Annotated in this window: 23 protein-coding genes; 5 read left to right on the top strand and 18 right to left on the bottom strand. The window is 34.2% G+C overall.

Annotated features, from left to right (window positions below; genetic code table 11):
• Positions 1-116: 116 nt before the first annotated feature.
• Entirely contained in the window at positions 117-578 is a 462-nt protein-coding gene (locus tag AB4Y30_RS14170) for a DUF2188 domain-containing protein (protein ID WP_368652867.1), read from the top strand.
• Positions 579-694: 116 nt separating this feature from the next.
• On the opposite strand, the gene AB4Y30_RS14175 is transcribed toward AB4Y30_RS14170, so the two are convergent.
• Positions 695-1,078 carry a hypothetical protein gene (locus tag AB4Y30_RS14175; protein WP_368652868.1) on the bottom strand — a complete coding sequence of 128 codons (384 nt, stop codon included), beginning with the start codon at positions 1,076-1,078 and terminating at the stop codon, positions 695-697.
• Between the two features lie 268 nt (positions 1,079-1,346).
• On the opposite strand from AB4Y30_RS14175, the gene AB4Y30_RS14180 reads away from it, so the two are divergent.
• On the top strand, positions 1,347-1,490 hold the full coding sequence (locus tag AB4Y30_RS14180) for a hypothetical protein (RefSeq protein ID WP_368652869.1): 144 nt from the start codon (positions 1,347-1,349) through the stop codon (positions 1,488-1,490).
• Positions 1,491-1,683: 193 nt separating this feature from the next.
• On the opposite strand, the gene AB4Y30_RS14185 is transcribed toward AB4Y30_RS14180, so the two are convergent.
• From AB4Y30_RS14185 to AB4Y30_RS14195, 3 genes are all read right to left on the bottom strand, one after another.
• Complete coding sequence (locus AB4Y30_RS14185) at positions 1,684-1,842, bottom strand: Zn-dependent hydrolase (protein WP_368652870.1); 159 nt, start codon at positions 1,840-1,842, stop codon at positions 1,684-1,686.
• A 225-nt stretch (positions 1,843-2,067) separates the two neighbouring features.
• Positions 2,068-3,453, bottom strand: coding sequence for a 23S rRNA (uracil(1939)-C(5))-methyltransferase RlmD (gene rlmD / locus AB4Y30_RS14190; protein ID WP_368655235.1), 1,386 nt, complete (start codon positions 3,451-3,453; stop codon positions 2,068-2,070).
• 175 nt (positions 3,454-3,628) lie between these two features.
• Positions 3,629-4,489 carry a YitT family protein gene (locus tag AB4Y30_RS14195; protein ID WP_368652871.1) on the bottom strand — a complete coding sequence of 287 codons (861 nt, stop codon included), beginning with the start codon at positions 4,487-4,489 and terminating at the stop codon, positions 3,629-3,631.
• Between the two features lie 175 nt (positions 4,490-4,664).
• Here AB4Y30_RS14195 and AB4Y30_RS14200 point away from each other — a divergent pair, with 175 nt between their 5' ends.
• On the top strand, positions 4,665-5,441 hold the full coding sequence (locus AB4Y30_RS14200; protein ID WP_368652872.1) for a glucosaminidase domain-containing protein: 777 nt from the start codon (positions 4,665-4,667) through the stop codon (positions 5,439-5,441).
• Between the two features lie 48 nt (positions 5,442-5,489).
• Here AB4Y30_RS14200 and AB4Y30_RS14205 read toward each other — a convergent pair whose 3' ends face one another.
• From AB4Y30_RS14205 to AB4Y30_RS14245, 9 genes are all read right to left on the bottom strand, one after another.
• Positions 5,490-6,230, bottom strand: coding sequence for a tryptophan-rich sensory protein (locus AB4Y30_RS14205; RefSeq protein ID WP_368652873.1), 741 nt, complete (start codon positions 6,228-6,230; stop codon positions 5,490-5,492).
• Between the two features lie 139 nt (positions 6,231-6,369).
• Entirely contained in the window at positions 6,370-6,894 is a 525-nt protein-coding gene (locus tag AB4Y30_RS14210) for a GNAT family N-acetyltransferase (protein ID WP_368652874.1), read from the bottom strand.
• A gap of 368 nt (positions 6,895-7,262) precedes the next feature.
• A complete protein-coding gene (locus AB4Y30_RS14215; RefSeq protein ID WP_368652875.1) occupies positions 7,263-8,891 on the bottom strand; it encodes an ABC transporter substrate-binding protein in 1,629 nt (542 codons plus the stop codon).
• A 35-nt stretch (positions 8,892-8,926) separates the two neighbouring features.
• Entirely contained in the window at positions 8,927-9,763 is an 837-nt protein-coding gene (locus AB4Y30_RS14220) for a creatininase family protein (protein WP_368652876.1), read from the bottom strand.
• A gap of 118 nt (positions 9,764-9,881) precedes the next feature.
• On the bottom strand, positions 9,882-11,150 hold the full coding sequence (locus AB4Y30_RS14225; protein ID WP_368652877.1) for a peptidase: 1,269 nt from the start codon (positions 11,148-11,150) through the stop codon (positions 9,882-9,884).
• Between the two features lie 15 nt (positions 11,151-11,165).
• Positions 11,166-12,350: an acetyl-CoA C-acyltransferase gene (locus tag AB4Y30_RS14230; protein WP_368652878.1), complete on the bottom strand. Its 1,185-nt coding sequence runs from the start codon at positions 12,348-12,350 to the stop codon at positions 11,166-11,168.
• Positions 12,351-13,013, bottom strand: coding sequence for a 3-oxoacid CoA-transferase subunit B (locus AB4Y30_RS14235; protein ID WP_368652879.1), 663 nt, complete (start codon positions 13,011-13,013; stop codon positions 12,351-12,353). It abuts the gene before it with no gap.
• A complete protein-coding gene (locus AB4Y30_RS14240; RefSeq protein ID WP_368652880.1) occupies positions 12,998-13,675 on the bottom strand; it encodes a CoA transferase subunit A in 678 nt (225 codons plus the stop codon). Before AB4Y30_RS14240 ends, AB4Y30_RS14235 begins: the two co-directional genes overlap by 16 nt.
• Positions 13,672-15,021: an aspartate aminotransferase family protein gene (locus AB4Y30_RS14245; RefSeq protein ID WP_368652881.1), complete on the bottom strand. Its 1,350-nt coding sequence runs from the start codon at positions 15,019-15,021 to the stop codon at positions 13,672-13,674. The genes AB4Y30_RS14240 and AB4Y30_RS14245 overlap by 4 nt, the downstream gene beginning before the upstream one ends.
• Before the next feature lie 213 nt (positions 15,022-15,234).
• On the opposite strand from AB4Y30_RS14245, the gene AB4Y30_RS14250 reads away from it, so the two are divergent.
• Together AB4Y30_RS14250 and AB4Y30_RS14255 are read left to right on the top strand one after the other, a co-directional pair.
• Complete coding sequence (locus tag AB4Y30_RS14250) at positions 15,235-16,881, top strand: PucR family transcriptional regulator (RefSeq protein ID WP_368652882.1); 1,647 nt, start codon at positions 15,235-15,237, stop codon at positions 16,879-16,881.
• Between the two features lie 218 nt (positions 16,882-17,099).
• On the top strand, positions 17,100-17,405 hold the full coding sequence (locus AB4Y30_RS14255) for a TIGR04104 family putative zinc finger protein (RefSeq protein WP_368652883.1): 306 nt from the start codon (positions 17,100-17,102) through the stop codon (positions 17,403-17,405).
• A gap of 99 nt (positions 17,406-17,504) precedes the next feature.
• Here the strand turns inward: AB4Y30_RS14255 and AB4Y30_RS14260 are convergent, their stop codons facing one another.
• From AB4Y30_RS14260 to AB4Y30_RS14280, 5 genes are all read right to left on the bottom strand, one after another.
• The gene (locus tag AB4Y30_RS14260) at positions 17,505-18,353 is read right to left on the bottom strand and encodes a polysaccharide deacetylase (RefSeq protein WP_368652884.1); all 849 of its coding nucleotides are present in this window, start codon (positions 18,351-18,353) and stop codon (positions 17,505-17,507) included.
• Between the two features lie 64 nt (positions 18,354-18,417).
• Positions 18,418-20,016: an ABC transporter substrate-binding protein gene (locus AB4Y30_RS14265; RefSeq protein ID WP_368652885.1), complete on the bottom strand. Its 1,599-nt coding sequence runs from the start codon at positions 20,014-20,016 to the stop codon at positions 18,418-18,420.
• A 255-nt stretch (positions 20,017-20,271) separates the two neighbouring features.
• Complete coding sequence (locus tag AB4Y30_RS14270) at positions 20,272-22,056, bottom strand: alpha/beta fold hydrolase (RefSeq protein ID WP_368652886.1); 1,785 nt, start codon at positions 22,054-22,056, stop codon at positions 20,272-20,274.
• 38 nt (positions 22,057-22,094) lie between these two features.
• Positions 22,095-23,642: an ABC transporter substrate-binding protein gene (locus AB4Y30_RS14275; protein WP_368652887.1), complete on the bottom strand. Its 1,548-nt coding sequence runs from the start codon at positions 23,640-23,642 to the stop codon at positions 22,095-22,097.
• A gap of 146 nt (positions 23,643-23,788) precedes the next feature.
• Positions 23,789-25,090, bottom strand: coding sequence for a hypothetical protein (locus AB4Y30_RS14280; RefSeq protein ID WP_368652888.1), 1,302 nt, complete (start codon positions 25,088-25,090; stop codon positions 23,789-23,791).
• Positions 25,091-25,413: the final 323 nt, after the last annotated feature.

Below are 25,413 nucleotides of genomic sequence, written 5' to 3' on the forward strand. Positions count from 1 at the left end.
TTCTTATATGTGAAAAACATTCCATATCTTTCTTAAACTCCATATATCAGATGATTAACTTCTCATCATACTGGGTAAAGCATAGTTAACTTCTTTTTAGAGGAAGATAATAAAGAATGGAGTGGATAACAATGCCTTGGGATATGAATGACTATCCAAGTTCACTAAAAAACTTGAATAAGATCACTCGTAAGAAGGCCATTGATATTGCAAATGAATTGGTCAGTAATGGGTACGACGAAAATAGAGCGATTCCAATTTCAACTTCACAAGCAAAAAAGTGGCATGAAAATGCTTCCGACAAAGAATTAGAGGATTACAAAAAACATGGAAAACCTACAGAAAGCGATACAGAATATACCAGTAATCCCGAATTGTTGGACGAACCTGAATTGGTGTTACCACATGAGGATGGATGGGCTGTGCAATCAAAAAAGGCTAAAAAAGCAGCAAAAGTTTTTGATAAGAAGAGTGAAGCTGTAACATATGGAAGAAAAGTGGCAAATAATAAAGGAACTAAATTAATTATTTATAAGAAAGATAATTCAGTTGAAAAAGTAGAAAAGTTAAATGATTAATACGCTTGTTGGAAAAGGGATTAAATCTCTTTTCCAATTTTTAAATAAGGGTGGAAAAATCGTTTTAAAACAGATAATCATACTTCCTCACTAATTTTGCACTAAAAACACTTTATTTACGGTAATGTATAATGACCACCATAAATTGCATTTGCTTCTCCAGCTGAAACTCTATCATATACCCCATCAGCTAGTTCCAATGTATTGTCATCAAGTAGGTGGAAAGTATTTTTTACATCTCCCTCAAAAATAAGCTCAATTTGCGTGTCACTTATTAAATTTGTTTTAATAATCTCGTCATATGTAATAAAATCTGATTCAGCAAGTGCACATGCGACATATGTATCAGCAAAATGACATGCCATTGTATCCTTTAGCCAATACCCTTTAAATGGGCCGACATCATCTTCATAGCTTTTTTCACTAGCTGAACACCCCATGATCAACAATAAAACAATTCCTAATATGATAATTACAGTAAGCTTTCTTATGAAAATCACCCCTTCTATTTATATTGTGATTGGATTAAAAACTAGGCTTGTAGATATACTAATGATTTAGGTAAAAACACCGAGACAGTTTAATAACATTTAATTTATTTGTCTTTTTTTCTGGAGTTTATTTCCCACTCCCAAAAAGAGATCATACGTTCCTTTTTTGTTCAAGTATATTGAAATTCATGGTAATATATATAGACAGCTGAAAGTTTTATGGGTGGATGGTTGTCACATATTCCCTTTCCTTTCAAAGGGGAAGGAGGTGATAATCATGGAAACATTCTTAGAGTTTTTAAAAGATGTATTGAAAGGGATTGTACGTGCTATTAGTGCATATCTATTTCACAAAACTTTTTTAAACAAAAAGAAAACCACCCAACGCCGTCAGAAGCAAAAGGGTGGTTCTCGCAAATAAACTTGTGACAACCATCGCCTGTACGGCTTAGGCTGTAAAGAGAAGAGTTAGCGCTCTTCTCTTTTACTATCTATATCCATTCTAACTCAAAATTATGCTAATTTCAATTCAAATGCAAAAAACTCGAGATTTTGTAAGCAGTGCTACATACTTCACGTATATCAAAATGTTTAACCACATATTTTCATGTGTACTATACTTTGTCATATGCCAGCATTTCCTTTATCAGTGCTGGACTGATTTTTTCATTATCATTAGCATCTGTAATAATTCTCTTTTGTATTTTTGGAGAAAAGCTCATATTTTCCAAATGAAGATTGTGCAGGACACGTTTAAATTCTTTTGATTCCAATGTTTTTTCCTTCATAATTATACGTGCGATTAGCGCGTATGTCTTTCAGAAAGCCTTTTTAAACAAAGAGAAAACCACCCACTGCCGTCGCAAGCATAAGGGTGATTCTCAAAAGTAACATTTTGGCAACCACCGCCTGTACGGCTGTGGCTGTAAAAGAGAAGCGCGCTTCTCTTTTACTATCTATAGCCATTTTACATTAAAAACATACAAAAATCAATGTTCTTATTCCTCCACCTTAGACAACATCGCAACAAGCTCCACATGAAAAGTATGCGGAAATAGATCAACTGGTTGAACTTCCTCTAGCTTATAACCAAACGGAATCAACTGCTGCACATCTACTGCAAAAGACTCTGGATTACAGCTCACATAAATAATTCGTTCTGGATTCGAGCGTGCTATTCGGCGCATTACTTTTCCGCCAGCTCCTGAACGTGGTGGATCTAGCAATAGTACATCAGGTGTACCGAATTCTTCAACAATTTGCGCCATGCCTGAGCGGGCATCTTTAGCTAAGAAATGTGTATTCGTAATACCATTATCAGCCGCATTACGCTTTGCTGATTCAATAGAAGTCTCTACAATTTCAATTCCAATTAACTGTTTTACTCGGCTGGCAAGTGGTAAAGAAAAAGTTCCCACACCACAGAATAAATCAATCATTTTCTCTGAACCATCTGGCTGCAGCATGTCTAATGCAAGCTCTACTAATTTAGCTGCTTGGGTAGGATTTGTTTGAAAAAATGTATCAAACCATAAACGATAGCGATACCCCATCAATTCATCATAAATAAAGTCTCGTCCTGCTAGTACATGCGTTTCTTCAGATGCAACACGATCACTTACACTACGATTCTCCAACCAAATTAAACTTTTCACATCAGGATGATTCTTCGTGATACGCTCTACTAAAGTATCAATTCCTTTAATTTGTGCAGGGCTTTCTGTTGCAAAAATACCAATCATCATCTCTTTTGTCGCAAAAGACTGACGTACCATCACATGACGAAGTAGGCCTTCATGTGTTTCCTTATTATATCCGGATAACTCAAATTCCTTCGCCCAGTTCGCTACCTCAAGTACTGCTTCCTTCATTGCGCCTTTCATAATAAAACAAGTTTCTAATGGAATAATATTACGGAAGTTTCCTGGTTCATGAAGTCCAAGTTCTCCATCCTTCGAAAAGGTAAACTCCATTTTATTTCGATAATACCAAGGCTCTTCCATACCAATTGTATCCTTCACAATATCTGTTGAAAAATCCTGTTCCTCTAAATAGCGTTTCACACTAGCTGTTTTTTCTTGTAATTGCTTTTCATAGGTCCAATGCTGCCATGTACAGCCTCCACAACGTTCGAAATGCGGACAAATGGCAGCAACACGATCGGCAGAAGGACTTACAATTTCCTCTGCTTTATGCTCCCAACGTCGCTTAGCATATTTTGCCACAGCCACCTTTACTTCCTCACCTGGTAAGGTATAAGGTATCGTGAGCTTTAGCTTCTTTTTATTGCCCTTTTCATTTTCACGCCAAATCGCAGCTTGTCCCTGTCCACGTTGATTTAATGCATCAATCGTGACTGTATATATATCATGTGTTTCCTTTATGCTCAATGTTAATCCCCCTACTACAATCTCAGCTTAAACACTTCTACCATTATACCGCAAAACACATTCCGATGCGCAAAAAAGTAAATCTCAGAACCTTGATTTTAGAATTGAATATCTAACTTTTCTGCAATAAAAAAGCTGGCTGGCAAAATCGCCAAACCAACTTTTCTCATTAATGAACATCACGCTTTTTAAAGCTACCACCACGAACTTCAGCAACCTCTGTGATTACAATAAATGCGCTAGGGTCAAATTCTTTAATAATCGTTAATATTTTATTCTCTTCCATACGTGAGATAATGCAACTCATTACTTCAATCGGTTCCTCACTAAACCCGCCTGTTCCTTGCGTAAATGTCACACCCCGTCCAAGACGTTTCTGAATGGCATGTCCCATGACACGAGCATGTTCACTGACCACTCGAACAGATCTTGAACTTTCTAAACCAACTTGTACTACATCAATAACTACTTTTGCAAGATAATAGGTAGCTGCTGAATATAGCGCACTCTCTAAACTGTAAACAAAACCAGCACCTATGAAGATAAACACATTAATAAATAAAATTACATCACCAACAGAGAATGGAATTTTACGCGAAACTAATACAGCTAATACTTCAGAGCCATCTAGAGCGCCCCCATTCCGCAGAACGATACCAATTCCTAGACCAAGCATCACCCCACCTGATAAAACAACGAGCAACTCATCCTTATCACTTAAAATGGGCTCCATCCCACTCATTAGCATTGTTGAAGCTGATAATGCCACGATTCCAATCGTGCTATAAATGGCAAATAGACTACCTACTTGCTTATAACCTAAATAAATAAACGGTAAATTCAGGATAAATAATAGTACACCAAGCGGTATATTAAATAAAGTATTCCCCATAATGCTCAATCCTGTAATACCACCATCAATTACAGCATTAGGAATTAAGATAGCCTCTAACGCATAACCAGCAATAGCAGCCCCCATAATAATTAAAATAATATTTCGGATCATTTCTGATACTTTTACACCTTCCATGTGTAAACCAACTCCTATTTGTTAGAATCCCTTTCTATTATTATTATCCTTTTATCATCTCTTGAAAAGAATTTTGGTCAGTTTGCAACAAAAATATTCATTATTGGCGTGAAGCTTGTGTACATGCTACAATTTAAGGGAGAGTATTTTTTTAGGAAAGTGAGTCTACTATTCTATGAAAAGATTAAAAATAAAAAGAGTAATTGGCGCCCTAATTGTTCTTAGTTTGGCCTTTTATCTCGCTGTATTTTCTTTTAATAAGGTCCTTTCCCTTTTTGAAAAACAGCCTGTAATTACCTTACCACCTGAGGATTTTACAACGGAGCATTTTATCCATGAAATTGGTGAATATGCCCGTGAATTAGCTGCTGAAAATGACTTATATGCTTCTGTGATGATTGCCCAAGCAATGCTAGAAAGCAATCAAGGTCGAAGCGGCCTAGCATCTGACCCATATTATAATTTATTTGGTATAAAAGGAAAATATAATAATCAATCCGTACAGTTTGAAACATTGGAAGATGATGGCGAAGGGAACATGGAAACGATTGTTGCTGAATTTCGTCAGTATCCATCTTTCGAAGCATCTTTAGAAGATTATGTAAAATTATTACGTGAAGGAGTTTCCTGGGATAGCGAATTCTATCATAACGCAATGAAAAGCAATACTGATTCTTATAAAGACGTTACGAATTTCTTAACAGGAACATATGCAACAGATTCAAGCTATGAGCAAAAGCTTAATGACTTGATTGAACAATATGCTTTAACGCAATATGACTATCCAATTAAAGAGGAAAAAGAAATTACTATCGCAGATCAAAATTCAATTGATGATATTGCAGAAGATTATCAAGTAAACAAAACATCTCTAATCCAATGGAATAAATTAAAATCTAGTATTCTCGAAAAAGGGCAGGTTCTACGCATTTACGAAACTGCTGGTGAATAAAAACGAATACCCTATCAATGAGCTAAATAACTCATTGATAGGGTATTTTTATTTCAACTTCTGTTTCGCTCTTGCCCGTTTATACCAGAAGTAGCTTAATGCAGATATACCAACTGTTAGAAGGAGCAAAATAAAGCTGAGCACCCAATTATCATGATAATTCTTTACAATAATTCCGATAAACGACCAAATAAGTACAAGCTGAATTACCCAGTCCTTCCATATGAAAAATTGCAAAATAGCAAAAATCACTAAAATACATATAGCGAGGTAAGTATAGGATAGCTCTGCTACCTCTTGCACTCCTACTGTTGCTACAAGGAAATATAATATATTTACCGTCACGGCAACAACTAGCCAACCTAAATATAAAGAAATTGGATAATGGTACCAATTGGATATTTCAATTCGACGCTGTAATAAGTAGAGAAAGAACACACTAGCCAAATGTAACACGAGAATAATTGCCGCTACTCCAAAGAATAAATAATGCCAAGCAATTAACCAAGCGATATTCCAAAAACAAGTTACAACAAAGGTCCAAACAATGGTTGGAGTAATTTGTTGTTTTCTCATTGTAAAAGTGAGTAGCCAAATAAGTAGTCCAAGATAGATTACTGTCCAAATACTAAAGGTATAGCTTGCCGGAGTTAAGTAAATCTCATGTAAATCAGATACCTCACCAGTCGTATACCCATTTAATTGGAATACATTCACAAAAATATTAATGCCGATCATAATAGCAAAAGCAACATATACAATGATTTGATTACGAGTTATTTCATTCATTGCTTCACCTCTTTTTGCTAATATACCCGAAAACAAAAGGGAAAAAACATTCCATACCTTATTTTTCAAATTAAAACCTTGGTGATAGTAAACATCCTCTATTCGTATAATTGCCATGAGTAACTTATTCCATTCATACTTATTCCATAAACGCTTGTGAATAATTTACAACACCTTTTACTCCTTTAAGTGCCTTCTCGTGTAATTCCAATGCCATAAATGCTTCATCAGGTACTGGGTAAGGTGCTTTGATATTCCAATTAGATGCCGGAATGAATCCAAATTTCGAATAATAGCTAGGGTGCCCAAGAACAATCACTGATGTATAGCCAAGCTCACTTGCTTTTTCTATTGCCGTCTTCATTAATCTTGCTCCAATCCCTTGCTTCTGGAATGCCGGCACTACAGAAATTGGTGCTAAAGCTAAAGACTCTACTGCCCGCTCTCCAATTGTCACCCTCGATAACAAAATTTGTCCAACAAGCTTATCATCTACTTCCGCTACGATAGATAACTCAGGTATAAATGCATCGGTTTTACGAAGACGCGCGACCAAATCATGCTCTGTTTGATCACTCATTTTCTCATGAGCGAAGGCCTGCTTAATTACTTGTTCAGTTACTGGATAGTCTGTTTCCTGTTCTTGTCTTAAATTAATTTTCATCTAGATACACCTGCCTTATTGGTATTTTTATCTTAACGTAAATAGCGACATGTTCCAAAATGGAAGCATATCGCTATATAATACCTCTAAACTTTATTTCAGATAGCGTTTAAAACTCTATCTGAATCGTACTTTTTTCAAAGCTCGAAGATACTTATTTCTCGCTTATAGTGATAGAAGATCTAGTAAAGACACAAAAGATAAAACTTAACTAACGATCCTCATCTACTTTCGTTGATTTTTCTTATCATCAAGCTTTCTAAATTGACCAGATACGATACCTTTCTAATTTATCATGTATATGGTTTAAAATTACGAATACCTAATTGGTAGACATGAAATCAAAAAATCAATATCTGATACGTGATTTATTCAATCACTTTGGTATTCCATAAGATTAATCCTTGAAACAAAGATAATCCTTCAACACTGGAAGAAGAAGCTATAAAATCGTTAAAGTCACCGAGTTTAATAATAGGTAAGTAATCCCAACTCCTTGCCTGAGTTTTATCCCATAATCCTTTCTTTTCTTCTTTAGAACTGGACTTCGCAATTTGATCAAGTAAATCTAAGATTTCTTCATCATCATTCCAACCTCTCCAAGTTGTGCTGAAATAAAGAAGATCAATTGGAGATGTTACAGGAGTAAAGTTGATATTTGCAATATCCCATTTTTCAGGCTCTTCTTGAACCGCATCCAACGAAGCCCAATCAAAAACTTGTAAATCTACAGTCATTCCTGCTTCTTCAAGCTGTTGCTGGAGAACCACCGATATATTATACATATATTCATAATCTCTAGTAGTTACAATCTTAATTGGTTCACCATTATAATCAGCTTCTTCTAAGTAATCTTGGACAAGCTTAGGATCTGTTTGGTTATAAAATTCTTTGCCTTCCTCACTAAACCAGTCAATTTGTTTTTCATAGATATAACTCGAAGTCATATCATAAAATATATCGTTAGAAAAAGCACCCATTAATATTTGTTCAATGTCTAAAGCTGCATTCACAGCTTTTCTCATATTAACATCTGTAAATATCCCTTCTTTTTTGTTGAAAACTAAAGTGGCACTCGCATAATGATCTACCAAAGGGTTTAAATTTTGATCTGATTCAACCATGTCATAATCGTCATAAGAAAGCTTTTCTGCAATATGATATTCTCCTGTTTGAATCCCAGCTAATCTAGTAGAACTGTCAGTTACAAAATGATAATAAACATTTTCAACTAACGCCTCTTTCTTTCCAGCCATACCACTAGATTCAAAATCAACGGATTCATATTCTTCGTATTTAGTAAGCTGAAGATATTGGTCTTGTTTCCATTCTAAAAACTTAAATGGTCCTGTCCCTATATATTCCTCTAAAATATCTTTCCCAGATGTTTCTGCTATATCAGCAGGCATAATAACAGGTATTTGTTTTGCTCCTGCTATACTGACTAAAAAATCTGAATATGATTGTGACAAATTAATTTCCACTGTATAGTCATCCACTTTTTCAAATTCACTATCACCTAACATTGCTTGAGCATTAGGGTACAAAGATTTCCAACGATTCATTGATGCAACAACATCTTCTGCTGTCATTTCATCTCCATTATGAAATTTAACTCCTTTTCTTAAATAAAAGGTATACTTTTCATAATCATCACTTTGATCAATAGATTCTGCAAGCATTGGTTGAACATGGTATTCTTCATCTAAAGCTACAAGTGTTTCATAAATATTCCTTGAAACTTCCCTAATTACCTGATTCGTTGTAAGTTGTGTATCGAGATGCGCTGGTTGTGCACTTAATGCAATATTCAAATCACCACCACTATCACTCCTGTTTTCATCATCGCTACTACTCGTAGACGTGTCCACATTCTTCGTATCCGATCCATTATTTATATCTTGATTTGTAGTTTCATCATTCGATTTACAACCAAATAATACTACCAATATTAAAAAGACAGTCATAATAACTACTTTATTTTTTAGGTTATTCAACGTTTTACCTCCTATTTTGATTCTTCCGTGATGCACTATGAATGATTATGGTGATTGACACGCCCTAAAACTTCTTGTTCTTTAAAGATACGAATAAATTCAATCAACCCTTCTACTGCTGCATTCAGCACCTTTTCACCTTTTTCCTTGGTTGCAACTGTCGGATCACCCAAAACTCCTGTTTCCGATATTGCACTCCAATAAGGAATCATCACAACTGGTTTTCCCTCTCCTTTCCCCATTAGATCCAGCCAGAAGTACTTTGATTTTGCCATTTTAAACTTATCTATATCTTTAACAGCTTTATCCATTTGGACATTTTTCTCATCAATTGCTAAATATAATGAGGTTTCCATTTCACATGCATGATTAATTCCACCTGGATTCTCAGATTCTCTTAATTCACTCATGAGCTTATGAGCTGGTTCAATATCCCAATGAGATATTGATGTACACAACACATCTGGATACTTTAACATTGTTTGCTTTGTTGCAACTTGAAGTAAAGAGACATTACTTCCATGACCATTCAACAATAAAATCCTCTTAAATCCTTGATATGCAAGACTGTTACAAACATCAACTACATAAGAAATAAATGTATCATAACTAATAGAAATAACTCCTGGAAAATCCATTTGATGTGGAGCATAGCCATGATTAATAGGTGGAATGATTACAACTTCATTAGGTATCTTACTTCCTGTTCTAAGCGCTACTTCATTCGCAAGTACAACATCAGTATCTACTGGTAAATGATGTCCATGTTCTTCAATCATTGCTACTGGTACAACGGCAATTCTCTCTTCATTGACTGCTTCCCTGATTTCTGGCCACGTCATTTTACCAAAAAGATATTTATTATTCTCCATTATGATTCCTCCATCTAATGTAAGGGTTTACATTAATATTTAATATTCCATATACAAATCACTCATAACATAACCATTATTCTTCCTTGCAAATACTTACTTTTCTTTCTATGTAAGTTTAGATATTACTAACCTCACACCAATCAATAACTGTAGCTGCGATAATTTTTGCCGTCTCAAATATGCTTTCTAATTCAATTGCTTCGTTTGGAAAATGTGCCAAATTAGTTATTCCTGGACCAAATACTAAAGAAGGGGTGTTTGCAACTTTCGTTAATAAACCTCCATCGGTTCCCCACGGGGAAGCGCTCACTTCTGGTTTACTTCCTTTAATAGACTTATAATTATCTACCAATGATTGCATTAGGGGATGCTCTGTATCAATTTCTCCTGGTAACCATCTCGCACCATACCATTCGACTTGAACAGGGTGATTCTTAAACCAGTCATCTTTTTCTGCTAATTTTTCTAACCATTCTTCTAATTCATTTTCTACTTCTTCAATTGCCTCGTTCGGTGCAATACCTATACGTCCTTCCAGTTTTACCTGGTCAGGAACAGATGATGGCCAATCTCCTCCTTCAATTCGTCCAATATTAATAGGAACAGGAATTGGGTTGTTTTTATATAAAGGATCAGTAATACGTGCATTACGAATCTTTTCTAGTTCCCTGATATACTCGTTAACAACTAACGCTTTATCTATTGCACTAACACCATGATATCTCGTACCACCATGTGCAGTTATCCCATTTATGATAAGCCGAAACCATTTAGAACCCTGCTGCTTAGGAAATATTTTCATATCAGTTGGTTCGGGAATGATGGCTACATCTGCTTGATATCCTTTTAAAATAGCATCTAGCGTCCCTGCACCTCCACTCTCCTCTTCAACAACACTCTGAAAAATAACATCTCCTTTTAAACGGATTGATAAACTTTGCAGCGCCTCCATCACCATAAGCAGAGCAATATTACCTCCTTTCATATCTGTTACTCCACGTCCATACATTTTTCCATCCACAATACTTCCACTATAAGGAGGTTCATTCCATTGTTCAATGTCTCCGGCTGGAACAACATCTACATGTCCATTTAAAATAATAGATTTACCACCACCAGTTCCTTTTAACACCCCTACCACATTTGGACTATTTTCAAATGTTTCTCGATTTGAATAAAAATACGGATTTTCTTTTAATCTTTCTCCATCTAAATCCCAGATATCAACTTTTACTTCTAATTCCTCTAAATAATTAACTATAAGCCGCTGAATATCTTTTTCATTACCTTGAGTGCTATCCAAATTCACCATTTTTCTTAATCGTTCAATGTTTTTATCTTTATTTTCATTAATCCATTGATAGATTCTCTCTTTGACATCCATGTCTATCACATTCCTTTATTTCAAAGTCATATTTTCATAAATCACTGCAATTCCCATTCCACCAGCCATACACATTGTAACTAAACCGTATTTAGTGTTTGTGCGAAGCATCTCATGTATTAATGTTACAGATAGTTTTGCTCCAGTAGCTCCCACTGGATGACCAAGTGCAATTGCTCCTCCATTTACATTTACTTTTTCTTCATCTAAGCCTGACTCTTTTATAACTGCAAGTGCTTGGGCTGCAAAGGCTTCATTTAATTCGATTAATCCTATATCCTCTATAGTAAGATTAGCTTTATCTAATGCTTTTTTCATTGCAGGTACAGGGCCAATTCCCATTATCCTGTGACTAACACCTGCGCTTGCATATCCCTTCACTTTTACAAGTGGATGTAAGCCTTCGCTTTCTGCTCTCTTTTTTGACATCATTAATAAGGCTGCTGCTCCATCATTCATTGGACACGCATTTCCTGCTGTTACATTGCCATTTTGTATAAAAACCGGTTTTAATTGTGCGAGCTTTTTTTTGTCGGGTGGATTGATTACGCTCTCGTCTTTGGTATAATAAGTCATTCCTTTTTTTGTTTTTACCTCTATAGGAATAATTTCATCATCAAACTTATGAGCTTTCATTGCTTTAATGGCTTTCATATGACTCATGTAAGAAAAACTATCTTGCTCTTCTCGAGAAATATTATATTTCTCAGCTAATCTTTCAGCAGTGACTCCCATATGCTCTTCACCTAAGGAACATGTCAATCCATCAGCCAGTAGTGCATCTTCCATTTCAATATTTCCAAATTTTTTCCCCCAACGATTTTTAACCAAATAGGGAACATTACTCATACTCTCTGTTCCACCAGCAATAACCACCTCATGTTGGCCAGTTTGAATAGAAGCAGTAGCATTCGTGATGGCTTTTAAACTTGAACCACACGCTTTAATAACAACATAAGCGGGAATTTTCTCAGGAAAACCAGCGAGTTGCGAAGATATTCTTGCTGAATTTAAACCACCTCCATGTACATACCCATGGCCAAAAATAATCTCTTCTACACCACTCTTTGAAAAAGAACTCTGATTCATCAAACCTTCTAAAACCTGTCTTCCTAACTCTTTTGCTTCTAGTCCTTTCAACGACTTACCAAAAGCCCCTACCGCAGTTCGAACACCTGACACTACAACCACTTCATGCATTTATTCACCCCCTTGAAGTTCTTTAGAAATGGTAAGCGGTGCATCTGTTGCTGCTATAACTTCTCCTACCGTATACTCTTCCGTAATCTCAATGAGATGTAATCCTTTTGGTAAAACCTCAATAACAGCCATATCAGTTATAATTAAATCAACACATTGCCCCGCAGTTAGCGGCAATGAACATTCAGATACAATCTTTGGATTACCTTTTTTGTCTATATGATCCATTAATACGATTACTTTTTTTGCTTTTTGAGCTAACTCTATTGCACCACCCATTCCCGAAACAATTTTTTTAGGGATAATCCAATTTGCTAAATCACCATACTGATTAACTTCAAACGCCCCTAAAATAGCTATATCAATTAAACCACGTCGAATAATTCCAAATGCATATGAACTATCAAAATAAGAAGCTCCAGGAATAATTGATGTTGGTATTCCTCCAGCATTACATAGTGTTTCATCTTCTTGTCCTTTTATTGGATTAGAGCCAGTTCCTAAAACCCCATTTTCAGCATGAAACATTACGTCCACATTCTCAGGAATATAATTAGCAACTAACGTTGGCATTCCAATTCCTAAATTCACAATCATTCCATTTTTTATTTCTTTCGCTGCTCGTTTAGCAATCATGTCTCGTCTACTTATTCCCACGCCCATTTCCAATTCACTCCTTCACTCTGCACAACAATATCAACGAATGCACCAGGTGTTATTATTTCTTCCGGGTCTAACTCACCCATAGGAACAATTTCTTTTGTCTCTGCAATCGTAATCCTACCAGCCATTGCTACTAATGGATTTGTGTTACGAGCACTTTTATCGAAAATTAAATTACCAAACGTATCCGCTTTTTTGGCATAAACAATGGCAACATCTGCTGTCAACGGAGTTTCAACTAAAAAGTTTTTCCCATTTATATTAATTTTTTGTTTACCCTCACCAACCATACCTTCAACACCTATATCGACTAAAACACCACCAAGACCAACCCCGCCAGCTCGAATGCGTTCAACTAATGTTCCTTGAGGAGAAAATTCTATCTCCAATGTACCATCATGCATCTGTTTACCAGCATTTGGATTAGAACCAATATGGGAAGCAACTAATTTCTTAACCCTTTTCGCAGTAATTAACTGTCCAATTCCAACATTTGGAAATCCCGTATCATTACCAATTAACGTTAAATTGTTCGTACCATTATCTAATATTTTTTGAATAATAGTAGGTGGATTTCCTATTCCACCAAATCCACCGTACATTAGAGTAGAGCCGCTCTTTATATGCTTTATTGCATCATCAACACTTTGAACTTTCATCATCTAATATGCTCCTTTAATAATGAATTTTCTACTTTTTCTAGACTTTTTGAGAATCTATCTACTAACTCATCAATTTCTTGTTTTGTAATTGTCAGTGGAGGAGCAATAATAATCGCATCTCCATTTATTCCATCTACTCCAGCATTTGCTGGATAGATAAGTAATAAATTAGAAAAACATTCATCTATTATTCGATTAATAACATTATATTTTTTTAAAAATGGAGATTTTGTATCCTTATTTGCAACAAATTCAATTCCAACAAATAAACCTTCACCTCGGACATCTCCAATGATCCGGCTTCTTCCTGCTAATTCATTCATTTTTCCTATTAAATATTTTCCATTTTGAGCTGATTTTTCAACAAGGTCATGCTTTTCTATATAATCAATTACCGCCAATGCTGTTGCAGCTGACTGAGGATTTGCACTATATGTATGGCCACTCATGATTAGCTTTGAACCATTTAAAATCGAATTCATTATTTGATCACTAACAACCGTAGCAGCAATAGGAGTATAGCCAGCTCCCATTCCTTTTCCAGTCGCCATTATATCTGGCACCACATCAAAATGTTCCATTGCAAACATTTTTCCAGTACGACCCATGCCAGTCATAACTTCGTCAGCGATCAACAGGATATCATACATTTCACAAACAGTTTTCAATTTTTTAAAATACTTTTTTGAAGGGATTAATACCCCGCCAGCGGCACCAACTATTGGTTCTGCAATGAACGCAGCCACATTTTCAGCACCTATTCGTAGTATTTCCTTTTCTAATTCTGCCGCATAGAAATCGTCACATTGTTCAACTGTTTTATCTTTGCACTCTCGATAATAATATGGTGCGGATATGGAGGGATATTTTTCTAATAAAGATTCAAAACGCTCTCTACGACCGATATGTCCAGACATTGATAAAGCTCCTATTGTAATTCCGTGATAACTCATCCAACGAGACATAATTTTATTTTTCTTTGGTCTACCTTCTTCTTGCCAATATTGAATTGCAATTTTCATAGCAGTTTCTGTTGCTTCCGACCCGCTATTGACAAAAAAAGACCAATTTAAATCTCCAGGTGATATCTGACTTATTTTATTAGCTAACTTCTCAGCAATATGGGTAGAAAATTGAGATCGATATACGAAAGATACTTTTTGCGCTTGTACTTGCATTGCTTCGATAATATCTTGTACACCGTGACCGATATTTGCTGTTACTGCTCCTGAAGAACCGTCTATGTATTCATTACCTTGATCATCATATAAATAAATTCCTTTTCCATGTGTAATAAAAGGATAATTTTGATCTAGAATCGGTTTAATTAAATATGTTTTTAACATACATACCACTCCAATAGATAAATGTTTTATTTACTAACGAAGATATTCATCCTTTCAGAATTACATTTTTCAAATATTCGTTTTTGTATGATTATTCTTATATAATTAAATTATATCTAGCGTAACATTCATTTTCTATTCGACGAAAAACAAAAAAAGAGAACTTATTATTATACACAGTGTATAAATCACTTAACTTGGGAGCTGGAGTTTTTGTTAAATATAAAAGAAGCAATGAAATTACCAAGTATGGAGAAAACAAAACTAGTAGCTGGAGAAAAGGGAATCCATAATAAAATAAAATGGGTAACGATAGTAGAAGTTTTAGAAGACATAGAACGGATCCAAGAAGGAGAATTTTTAATTACAACAGGATTTAATCTCTTAGAGAGCCAAAAAAACCTTGAAATATTCCATAATTTGTTACGATACAGACCACTATCAGGTGTAGCTATTTACACTAGCTTTTATTTAGATAAAATACCAAATAGTTTCATAGAAATTGCTGAAAAGAATCACCTGCCTTTAATTGAAATTCCAACAGATATTAATTTTTCTGAAATAACAAAAGAGATACTTGAAAAAATTGTAAATAGACAAACAAAGCTATTAGAACAATCTCAGAAGATACATCATGAACTAACAGCACTAATCTTAAATGATCATAACTTAACAAAAGTAACAGAACGTTTAGCACAATTAACAAAGTCAAACATTTATATTTTTGATCCATTTTACGACATTATTTATTCATATAAAGAGATTCTCCATGAAATTAAATATTCTCAAACAACCTTTACCATTAATCAAAATTCAATCAATATATCAGATTATTTACTTCAAAATTCAAATAAAGCATCTTCTGAACATAACATATTTAAGAGTCATTGTTTTACTATTTCTCCAATCATCGCTAAATCCACCTGCTTTGGTTGGATTGTGATGATAAAACCTAAAGCTACATGGCAAAAACTAGATGACATCGCAATTGAGCGAGCAACTTCTATTTATGCGATGGAGTTTTTAAAAAAACAAGCGGTGGAAGAAACACAATTACGAATTCAAAGTGATTTGCTAGATGATATTTTTAATAAAAATTATGTTAATGAACCATCCATTCTTGATAAAGGGTTGAAATTAAATTACGATTTTTCTTTACCGCAATCTGTTTTACATCTAACATTTAAACAAGAAAAAAATCACAATATTCATATTGTAAACAAACTTTGCCGTATAACCGAACAACTACTTCAACAAAGAAATAAACAATATATGATTCAAACAAAATTTGATTCCATTAACATTTTGACAAATGTTAATGGAAAAACTGTAACAGAACAACAACAATATACCATGGCATTAGCTGAAGAATTACTAACGATATGGAACAGCTATTATTCAAAAATACCTATTACCATTGGAATTGGACAAACTTATAATCAAATTCGCGATTTAGGGAAGAGTGCACAAGAAGCACAAAATGCTACTCTATTAAGCAAACTTATTAACAAAAGTCAAAATATTATACACTATAACGATTTAGGCGTATATAATTTATTGCTAACAATGAGCCAAAGTGGCATTAACCTCTCACATATCTATAATGAATATATAGGCGGGCTATTAAATAGAGAAGGTAATGAAATTGATTTAATTCAAACATTAGACATGTATTTTAAACATAATCAGAGTATAAAAAACACATCTGAAGAACTCTACATTCATCGTCATACATTAAGATATCGTTTAAATCAAATCGAGCAATTAACAGACTTAAATTTAAAAAAGAGCGATGATTTATTAAAATTACAATTAGGTGTTATGGCGTTTAACCTAATAGGTGTGATTGGTAAGACTTAAGCAATTAACCGGATTAAAAAGTTATATCAAAAGATACTAAGCATCATTTCCGAGATAATTTTTAAGCAGCTAATCGACGATTAGTTGCTTAAATTTTTTACAATTCATAGAACCCCTAATAAATTAATCTATAGCATTTCTCCTGTCTCATAATGCATGGCCATTAACAATATGATAAGCTTATGATATTGAGTAACAATCTATAGGAGATGAACCATATGAAATTACCTAAATGCTGGTCCTGTAAATATGTTTTCAAGTATAGAGAATTATTTGTTTTAAGCTTCTTTCCTTTCAAAAGGAATACCTGTCCTAATTGTGGTAAAAGACAGCATCTAGCCAAAAACATTAATTGGAAAATAAATTTTTTACCACTCCCTATCGTATTTATTCCTCTAGTTCTAAATATTTTCAATGTGCCTTGGCTATCCATTGGAATTATAATTATTATTGCACTGGCATTATATTTCGCTATCTTACCGTATCAACTTAAATTTTCTAATAAAGATCATGGATTGTTTTAGACTTGTAGAAAAGGTGGTAAGGATTTATTAAATGGAGTATCTAATCTAAAAAATCCCCAAAATAATTATTGGGAACTTTTTTTCAAAGCTTATCTATAATCATCTGTGAATAATATCCACCTTCTCATCAAATTTCCCTTGATAATTCTCTTGGTGGTATTCAGCAATTTCCTTACATGTAGCGAACCATATATCCTTATCATTCTTAAAATATTGGATTAAATTTTCTAATCCAATAATGCGGGAAGCTCGTCCTGTGACCCATGGATGCATGGTGAGTAAAAATAAACCATTATATCTCTTTAATCCTAAAAATTCTTCTTTCCAAATTTCAATGACCTCCTGTGGGTTCTTAGGAGAATTATGTACTTTCCCCCCACCTACATAACGATAAAAGACAACATCATCTAATAACCATTGAACAGGAATTTCTGGTAACCCTTCAATAGAGTACGGATGATCATACCCCATTAAAGAGCTGTCATATTGTATATCATGTTTTTGAAGCAATTCGATTGTATCAGCTGTTAATTCCCAGGATGGTGAGCGATAGCCTACCACTTGCTCACCAATTAAATCTTCTATTACTTTTTTCGGTTCAACGATTGTTCTTTCTAATTCATCTCTATTTAATTCATCTACCAATTCATGCATATCACCATGTAAACCAATTTCATGCCCATTATTATGAATCTTTTTGATGATTTGAGGATATTTCCTAGCAGTATATCCTGGAATATAAAAACTTGCTTTTATATTGTGTTCTGCTAGTAAATCAATAATTCGATGAACTCCTTGTCTTGGCCCAAACTTCCGATGTTCATATTCCCCTATGCTAGACCAATTTGTATTTCTATTTTTCCATAAAAAAGGAGATTCTCCATCAAAATCTATACTAAGGGCAACTGCAACTTTCTTATGACCTGGCCATTGATATGTTTCTGCCATTCTATGATTCTCCTTCCATTATAAAGAAACCACTTCCTCGCGATGTGAAAGTGGTTTCTATGCCTTATTTTTTAACTTTTGTATTCCATGGAATTGGACCTTTAAAGACCTTGAATCCTTCTAAGTTTTTAGATGTTGCAATAATAACGCTCGTATGTCCAAACATAACATGTGGCACATAATCATTCCACATATAATCTTGTAACTCTTCCCAATATGCAACTGCTTCATCTTGCTCTTCTGCTTGTCTTAATTTGCCAAGTAAATCATATACTTTCTCATCCTCTACCCAGCCTGGATAGTCAGGAGTTAAATATAATAACTGAGAAGGTGTGGTAACATGTGTAAAGCTAACTGTTAATATATCCCACTCTCCCGGATCATCCCTTTTTTCTACTAATGTTGGCCAATCGTAGATTTCTAGGTTGACATTCATTCCAATCTTTTCTAATTCTTCTTGGACAACAATTGCAGTGTTATAGTGGAAATCATAATCTCGTGTAGACATAATGGTTACTGTTTCTCCATCATATCCAGCTTCCTCTAATAATTTTTTCGCTTTTTCCGGATCTGCTTGATTATATGACTCTGACCCAGCATCACTGCTCCAAACTTTATGATTAACACTCATATAGCTTGGGTGTGTCACATAAAGGTCATCATAAGAATAACTTGCAAGAAGCACAGCATCCGAATCAATAGCCGTATTTACAGCCTGCCTAATTTTCTTATCCTGCATAATTCCATCTTTCTTATTGAAGAAAATATTTAATGTACTGTTGTCTGTATTCACATAACTTTCTAACTCATCATTATTCATTATTTGATCATAGTGATTGAAAGCAACTCTGTCAGCGATATCATATTCCCCTGTTTGCAACCCTGTTATTTTCGTTGTAGCATCTGGCACTATATCATAGTATAGATTTTCAATAAATACTTCCTTTTTACCAACTATTCCACTTGGCTCACTGTCCAATGAATTGTAATCCTCATTTTTAACTAAATGTACATAAGAATCTTGTCTGATTTCATTGAACTTAAATGGACCTGTTCCAATATATTCTTGTATTCCATCAGCAGTCTCTTCATCAATCACTTCTTTAGGCATAATTGCTGGGAATTGCCCTGATGCTGCAAGCAAATCCAATGCATCAGATGCACGCTCATCTAAATTCATTTCAACTGTATAAGTATCGACAGCTTTAAATTCAGCACCTTTTAATAATGACTGAGCTCTTATCGATAGACCTAACCAACGATTCATCGATGCCTCAACATCCTCAGATGTCATTTCCTTTCCATTATGGAAGTTCACCCCTTGGCGTAAATGAAAAGTATACGTCAATCCATCATCACTAATATCATATGACTCTGCCAGCATTGGCTGTGGTTCATAATTTTCATCTAAAGCAACCAATGTTTCAAAGAAGTTCCTTGCTATCTCTAAAGAATCGGCAACAGTTGTCATATGCGGATCTAAAGAATTTGGATTTGAACTAACTGCGATTCTAAGATCCGTATCATATTCATCCGGATTTCCTGCTTGATCATTATTTGAATTCTGTTGATCCTGCCCCTCATTTCCTTCCTTATCTGAGCTACAACCTATTAAAGCAAAAGCTATCAAGATCATTAAAACAAAAGATATTCTTAATTTCATATGTAGATTCTCCTCATGTTGAATTTAAATTTCTTCGAGAAATTCATTCTGAATAGTTTCTTGTATTATAATTTTCAGTTTTATTAATGTCAATAAATAGAATTGACTGGGGATTTAAGATTATAGGCGTGGGAAAGTGTTCTAACCTATAAGAAATAATAATGTTACCGCAAGTATTAGAAATTACTGATGCAGCCTGTATACTCTTCTATTAATGAGAGCGTAGGTCTTATCAGCACCTACGCCTAGGATCATTTATTTTATATTACGATTTAAAAATTCAATTATTCTTAAATCCATTGCCGTCTGATTATCCAGATTTTCAATAAAATGTCCTTCATTATCGAATGTCACATATTCTACTTCTTGTCCACGTGACTTCATTGAGGCAACTAACTGTTCTGATTCACTTATTGGAACACGTGTATCATTTTCGCCATGAAAGATTAATAATGGTACTTTTATTTTATCTGAACGATTTAGTGGGGAAAATTCCTTAAAGAAATTTGCATTATTCGCTATTGTACCATATTCACTTTCTCTTATTCTTCGACGCCAAGCTCCAGTATTGGTTAAGAAGGTTGTAAAATCAGAAATCCCCACAAAATCTACTCCACCAGCCCATATATCCGGAAAATGTGTTAATGCTGACAAAGTCATTAAGCCACCATAGCTGTGTCCCATAATAAATATATTTTTGACATCTACTTGGTGAGTTTGGACAAGATGACCAGCAAGACATGCCAAATCTCTTACAGGATCTAACCTTTTTTCTACATCATCTAGTTCTGTAAATTTCCGTCCATAACCTTTGCTTCCACGAATGTTCGGAGCTGCTACTAGATATCCCTGACTTGCTAGAGATTGAATAAGTGGAAGTGCTTCCGTTTTATATTGACTTTCTGGCCCGCCATGAACATAAATCAACGCTGGCTTATTTTTTAATGTGCCTTTTTCATAAGTAAAATAAGGTATCTCTATATTATCAAATGAAGAAAAAGTATAATGCTCTGGTTCTATCCAAGCATCTTTTCGTTCCACAGACTCCCCTAAGAAAGTCTGTCTTTCTAATTGTTTACTGGAGACGGAATATTTCCAAATATCACCTGGTAGCTTAGGTGTATTTAACGCAAAAATAAACTCCGTTTGATTAAGCCATGAAATAGAACTAATCACTCCATTTGAAACCTCTGGAATTTCTGTTAACTCTTTTGATGCAATATCATATAAATATAACTTAGAACGCGCATTCTCATTGACTGTTAAAGCTATTAGCTCTTCATGAACAGATAATGCAAATTCTTCAATATCCCACTTCTCCCAATGTACAAGCTTTACCAGCTTGTCTGGAGCATCCAATGAAAACCAATTTAAAGTTAAAGTATCTGCATCTGAATCAGTTAACACATAACCGCTTTTGCAGTCATTTGTTATTTGAATAGATGCGTAACGGCGAATATTTTCTTTTCCTATTTTGGTTAGACTTTTTGTTTTTAAATGGAGGATATATAGAGATCTATCAAAATTTGTCTCTTCTAAGCTAATTAATATATTTTCTTGATCTATCCATTGCAAAGGAATACAGTTTCCATCAAATTGAAAAATCTCTGTCATTTCTTTCGTTACAATGTCGAAAACATACACATCAAAATATCCTAAATTTCTTCGATTGCTTGAAAAAGTTATTTTCGTACCATCCTTAGACCATCCACCAATATAATGAAAATATTCAGGAGCGTCAACCAATGGTTCCATTTGCTGCTCTTCTTTGTTAATGAAGTAGATTTGTTGTTTCTCATTCCCATTATAGTCCACTCCTACTATTGTTTGTTCTCCAGTTGAAGAATGGAAATGGCTTAAAATATTTCCTTCTACTGCCGTTAATAATTCAGGCTCTTTTTCTTGATTCACTGTCCATACTTGTGGCATACCATTTAGCTTTGAAATAAAAGTAAATGTATTTTTAGTTGGAACTACTCGTGGGTTGTAAGCAGACTTTAATGGATAATATTCTATGAATTTCATTGTTTTTTCTGGCATATGTCTCCACCTTTTTTAATTGTTTAATAGCATATTATTTATTTGGTTAAGGTAACATTCCATGGATTAATTCCTCCATGAAACAACTCCATACTTTCAACATGATGTGATGTGGCAATAATGCCATTAGAATGCCCTGCTAAACTAAGTGGTAAGTACTCTTCCCATAAAAATTCTTGCAATTCATTCCATAATTCTTTAGAATTTTGTGCATCTTTTTCAAGTCCTATTTCATTCATAAGTTCTGTTATTTTAGGGTCATCTGTCCATCCAGCATAATCAGGTGATAATGGTAAAAGCTGAAGTGGCGTTGGAAAATAAGTATTACTTTGTATATGAATATCCCATAATGCAGGATCATTTCTACGGTCTAATAGGGTAGCCCAGTCATAAATTTCTAATTCCACATTCATTCCGAGTTTCTCCAACTGCTCTTTCACAACGACAGCTGTATTGTAGTGAAAAATATATTCTCTGGATGTCATCAATTTTACTGTCTCACCATCATAATCAAGTTCATCTAACATGGTTTTAGCCTTATCTAAATTTGCTTGATTATAAAATTCTTCTCCTGCTGTACTATTCCAAGTCGCATTATCTGGACTCATATACCCTGGATGTAATTCGTACAAATCTTCAACAAAACTTGCTTTCATAATTTCATCCATGTCAAATGCCGTGTTGATGGCACGTCGCATTTCTGGATCTGATGCAATCCCTTCTTTTTTATTGTAAATAATCAAGATAGAAGAGCCTGGATGAGTGTGGGTTTCTACATTCTCTGTACCTTTTAATCGCTCATATTCATCACTTGGAATTTGAATGGCGATATCATATTCACCTGTTTCAACTCCTGCTACACGTGTTGAAGAGTCTGTGGTAATAAGATAAGTTATCTCTTGAATAGAAGCTTTTTTGTTTCCTGATAAACCACTCGATTCAGAATCTAGATTTTGGTAATCATCAAATTTTACAAGCTTAATATATTGATCCTGTTTCCATTCTTCAAATGCATATGGCCCAGTTCCAATATACTCTGTAATCACATCACTCCCTGAATTTTGCACTATTTCCTCAGGCATAATAGCAGCATTCTGGATATTTGATGCCATAATATGTAATGCTTTAGCCATCCTATCTTCTAAGTTCAAAACAACAGTAAATTCATCCTTGGCTTCAAAATTAGCTTCTCCCAATAACTTCGCTGGATTAGCTACTTCTAACCACCTATTCATCGAAGCAACGACATCAGATGACGTCATTTCTTCACCATTATGAAATTTTACACCTTCTCTTAATTTAAAGGTGTACGTTTTACCATCTTCACTTTCATCTATAGATTCTGCTAGCATGGGAACAGGTTCAAATTCAGCATTTAATGCAACCAATGTTTCAAAAATATTCCTAGTAACAAATTCTGAAACAACTGTTGACGAAATTTGTGGATCTAAAGATTCTGGCTGTGCATTAAGGGAAATTTTTAACTCACTATCCGGGTCATCAGAGGAAGTTTTAGAGTTACACCCAATTAAGGTAACTATTAGAAACACCATTAATATAGCAAAAGATACTTGTTTAAAATTCATTAGTTTACCTCCGTCATTAAAATTTATTTCTGTTTATATAAATTTTTTTGTGGAACAATAAAACTAATTATTTATCAAGGTTACATTTTAACAATGAACAATTGCTTTTGATCATATACTAATAAGGTGGTACTTACTTTAAAAAACTAGATTTGTTTAATTCTATAGATTTGTCGGGGACGTCCTCTTGTTTGCGGAGATTCTTTTCCAATCACTTCAATCAGATCTTGTTCAACCAAACTATTTAATATCCTTCTAGCATTTCTCTCCGTCATTTTTAACCATAATGCTATATCATTCGCAGTGATTGAAAGATTCCCTAAATTTTTTTGAACAGAGACAATTCGATTAAACGTTGTTATGGCTACACCAGCTTTTTTCAATTTCTCACTTACTTCTTTATTCTCTGTCCTAAAACCATAGCTAATACTTTCCTTTTCTGTTAATGGACCTTCTATATTTCCCGTATCAGTCACTAGAAATATAGATTTATCACCATAATTTTGCGCATGAAGCAGAGCTAGCCTTGCATTTTCTTCAGCACTTAAAGTCGTCTCTCCATAACCAATTCCTATATGTGCGGGCCTATCTGTAAGCAATAAAATGTTCTCCATTAAAACATTCATTTGACCTAGATTACTTTGAAGTGCTCCCCTAGTAGAGAAAATAATAAATTCACCCATACCAATTGAAATAAAAGAGCCAGTTATATTTTCTGTGAAATTTAATACAGCTTTCTGTAACTGTAAATTTAATCTATTCATTTCATATGTTAAAGGGAAATTTTCAGTAACACTACAGCCAATACCTATCTTTATAAGCAAAACTGCTAGCTGAGAGTTTTTAAAATACATTGTCTCCCACTGTTGAATGGCTGTATTTAGTGCATAACGAATATTTTCGTTTGTTGATTTAAGCCAATAAGCAGGAATCCCCAACTTTGTTAAATTTTCATATACAGATCGCAAACCAGTAATACAAGCATCTACTTTTTTACTTTTATGTAATTCATAGTGGAACTGTACTAAATCATCACTATGCCTATCCCATGTTCTGCCAAATATGTGAAGTTGCTCATGATTTATACTGAGGTCTGTATATGCTTCATAAACTTCATTTTCTAAAAGCGTATCAATACTAATTTTTTCGAGATTTTTGTTCTCTTTATAAAACATCTCAAGCAAAATCTTATGCAAAGACGCCCCATCTAACTTAGGATAAAAAGATTGCCGATTTAATGGATGCTTGGTCGCAAGTTTATAGGGAATAATCCCTGTAAAAAACCAAATATCGACTAAATGCTGATTATTTTGTGTGATTTTATAGGTTTCTTTTTCATGATTATAAGCTAGTGGAACAATAGTTAATTTGTCCTGAAATTCCTCAGCAATTTTACTCATTAAATTAATTGAATCTGCAGGTCCAATAACTCCAACTCTTACTTTCATCATGTCCTCCAATCTACGCATTTTTCTAATTCCCTATCCTACATTTCTTTATTTATAGCGACATATTTTTTCCTCCCTTTATATATTTCATTTTCATTATGGACATTGTCCTTAAATGTTCCTTATATTATAGATAAAGTTAAAATTATTGTCAATATATGGAATTTACTGATATTTATTAGGTTATCAATGGGGAATATTCTTAATTACATTATCTATAAACTCTGTAAGACTTTACTAGAGAAACAAAAAAACTCCCCAATAAGTAAACATGGAACTTGTTTACTTATTGGGGAGTTTAGTATCTCAAACACCCTAACTCT

Origin of the sequence: Ornithinibacillus sp. 4-3 (genome assembly GCF_040958695.1) — a bacterium.
Lineage (GTDB): Bacteria > Bacillota > Bacilli > Bacillales > Amphibacillaceae > CALAMD01.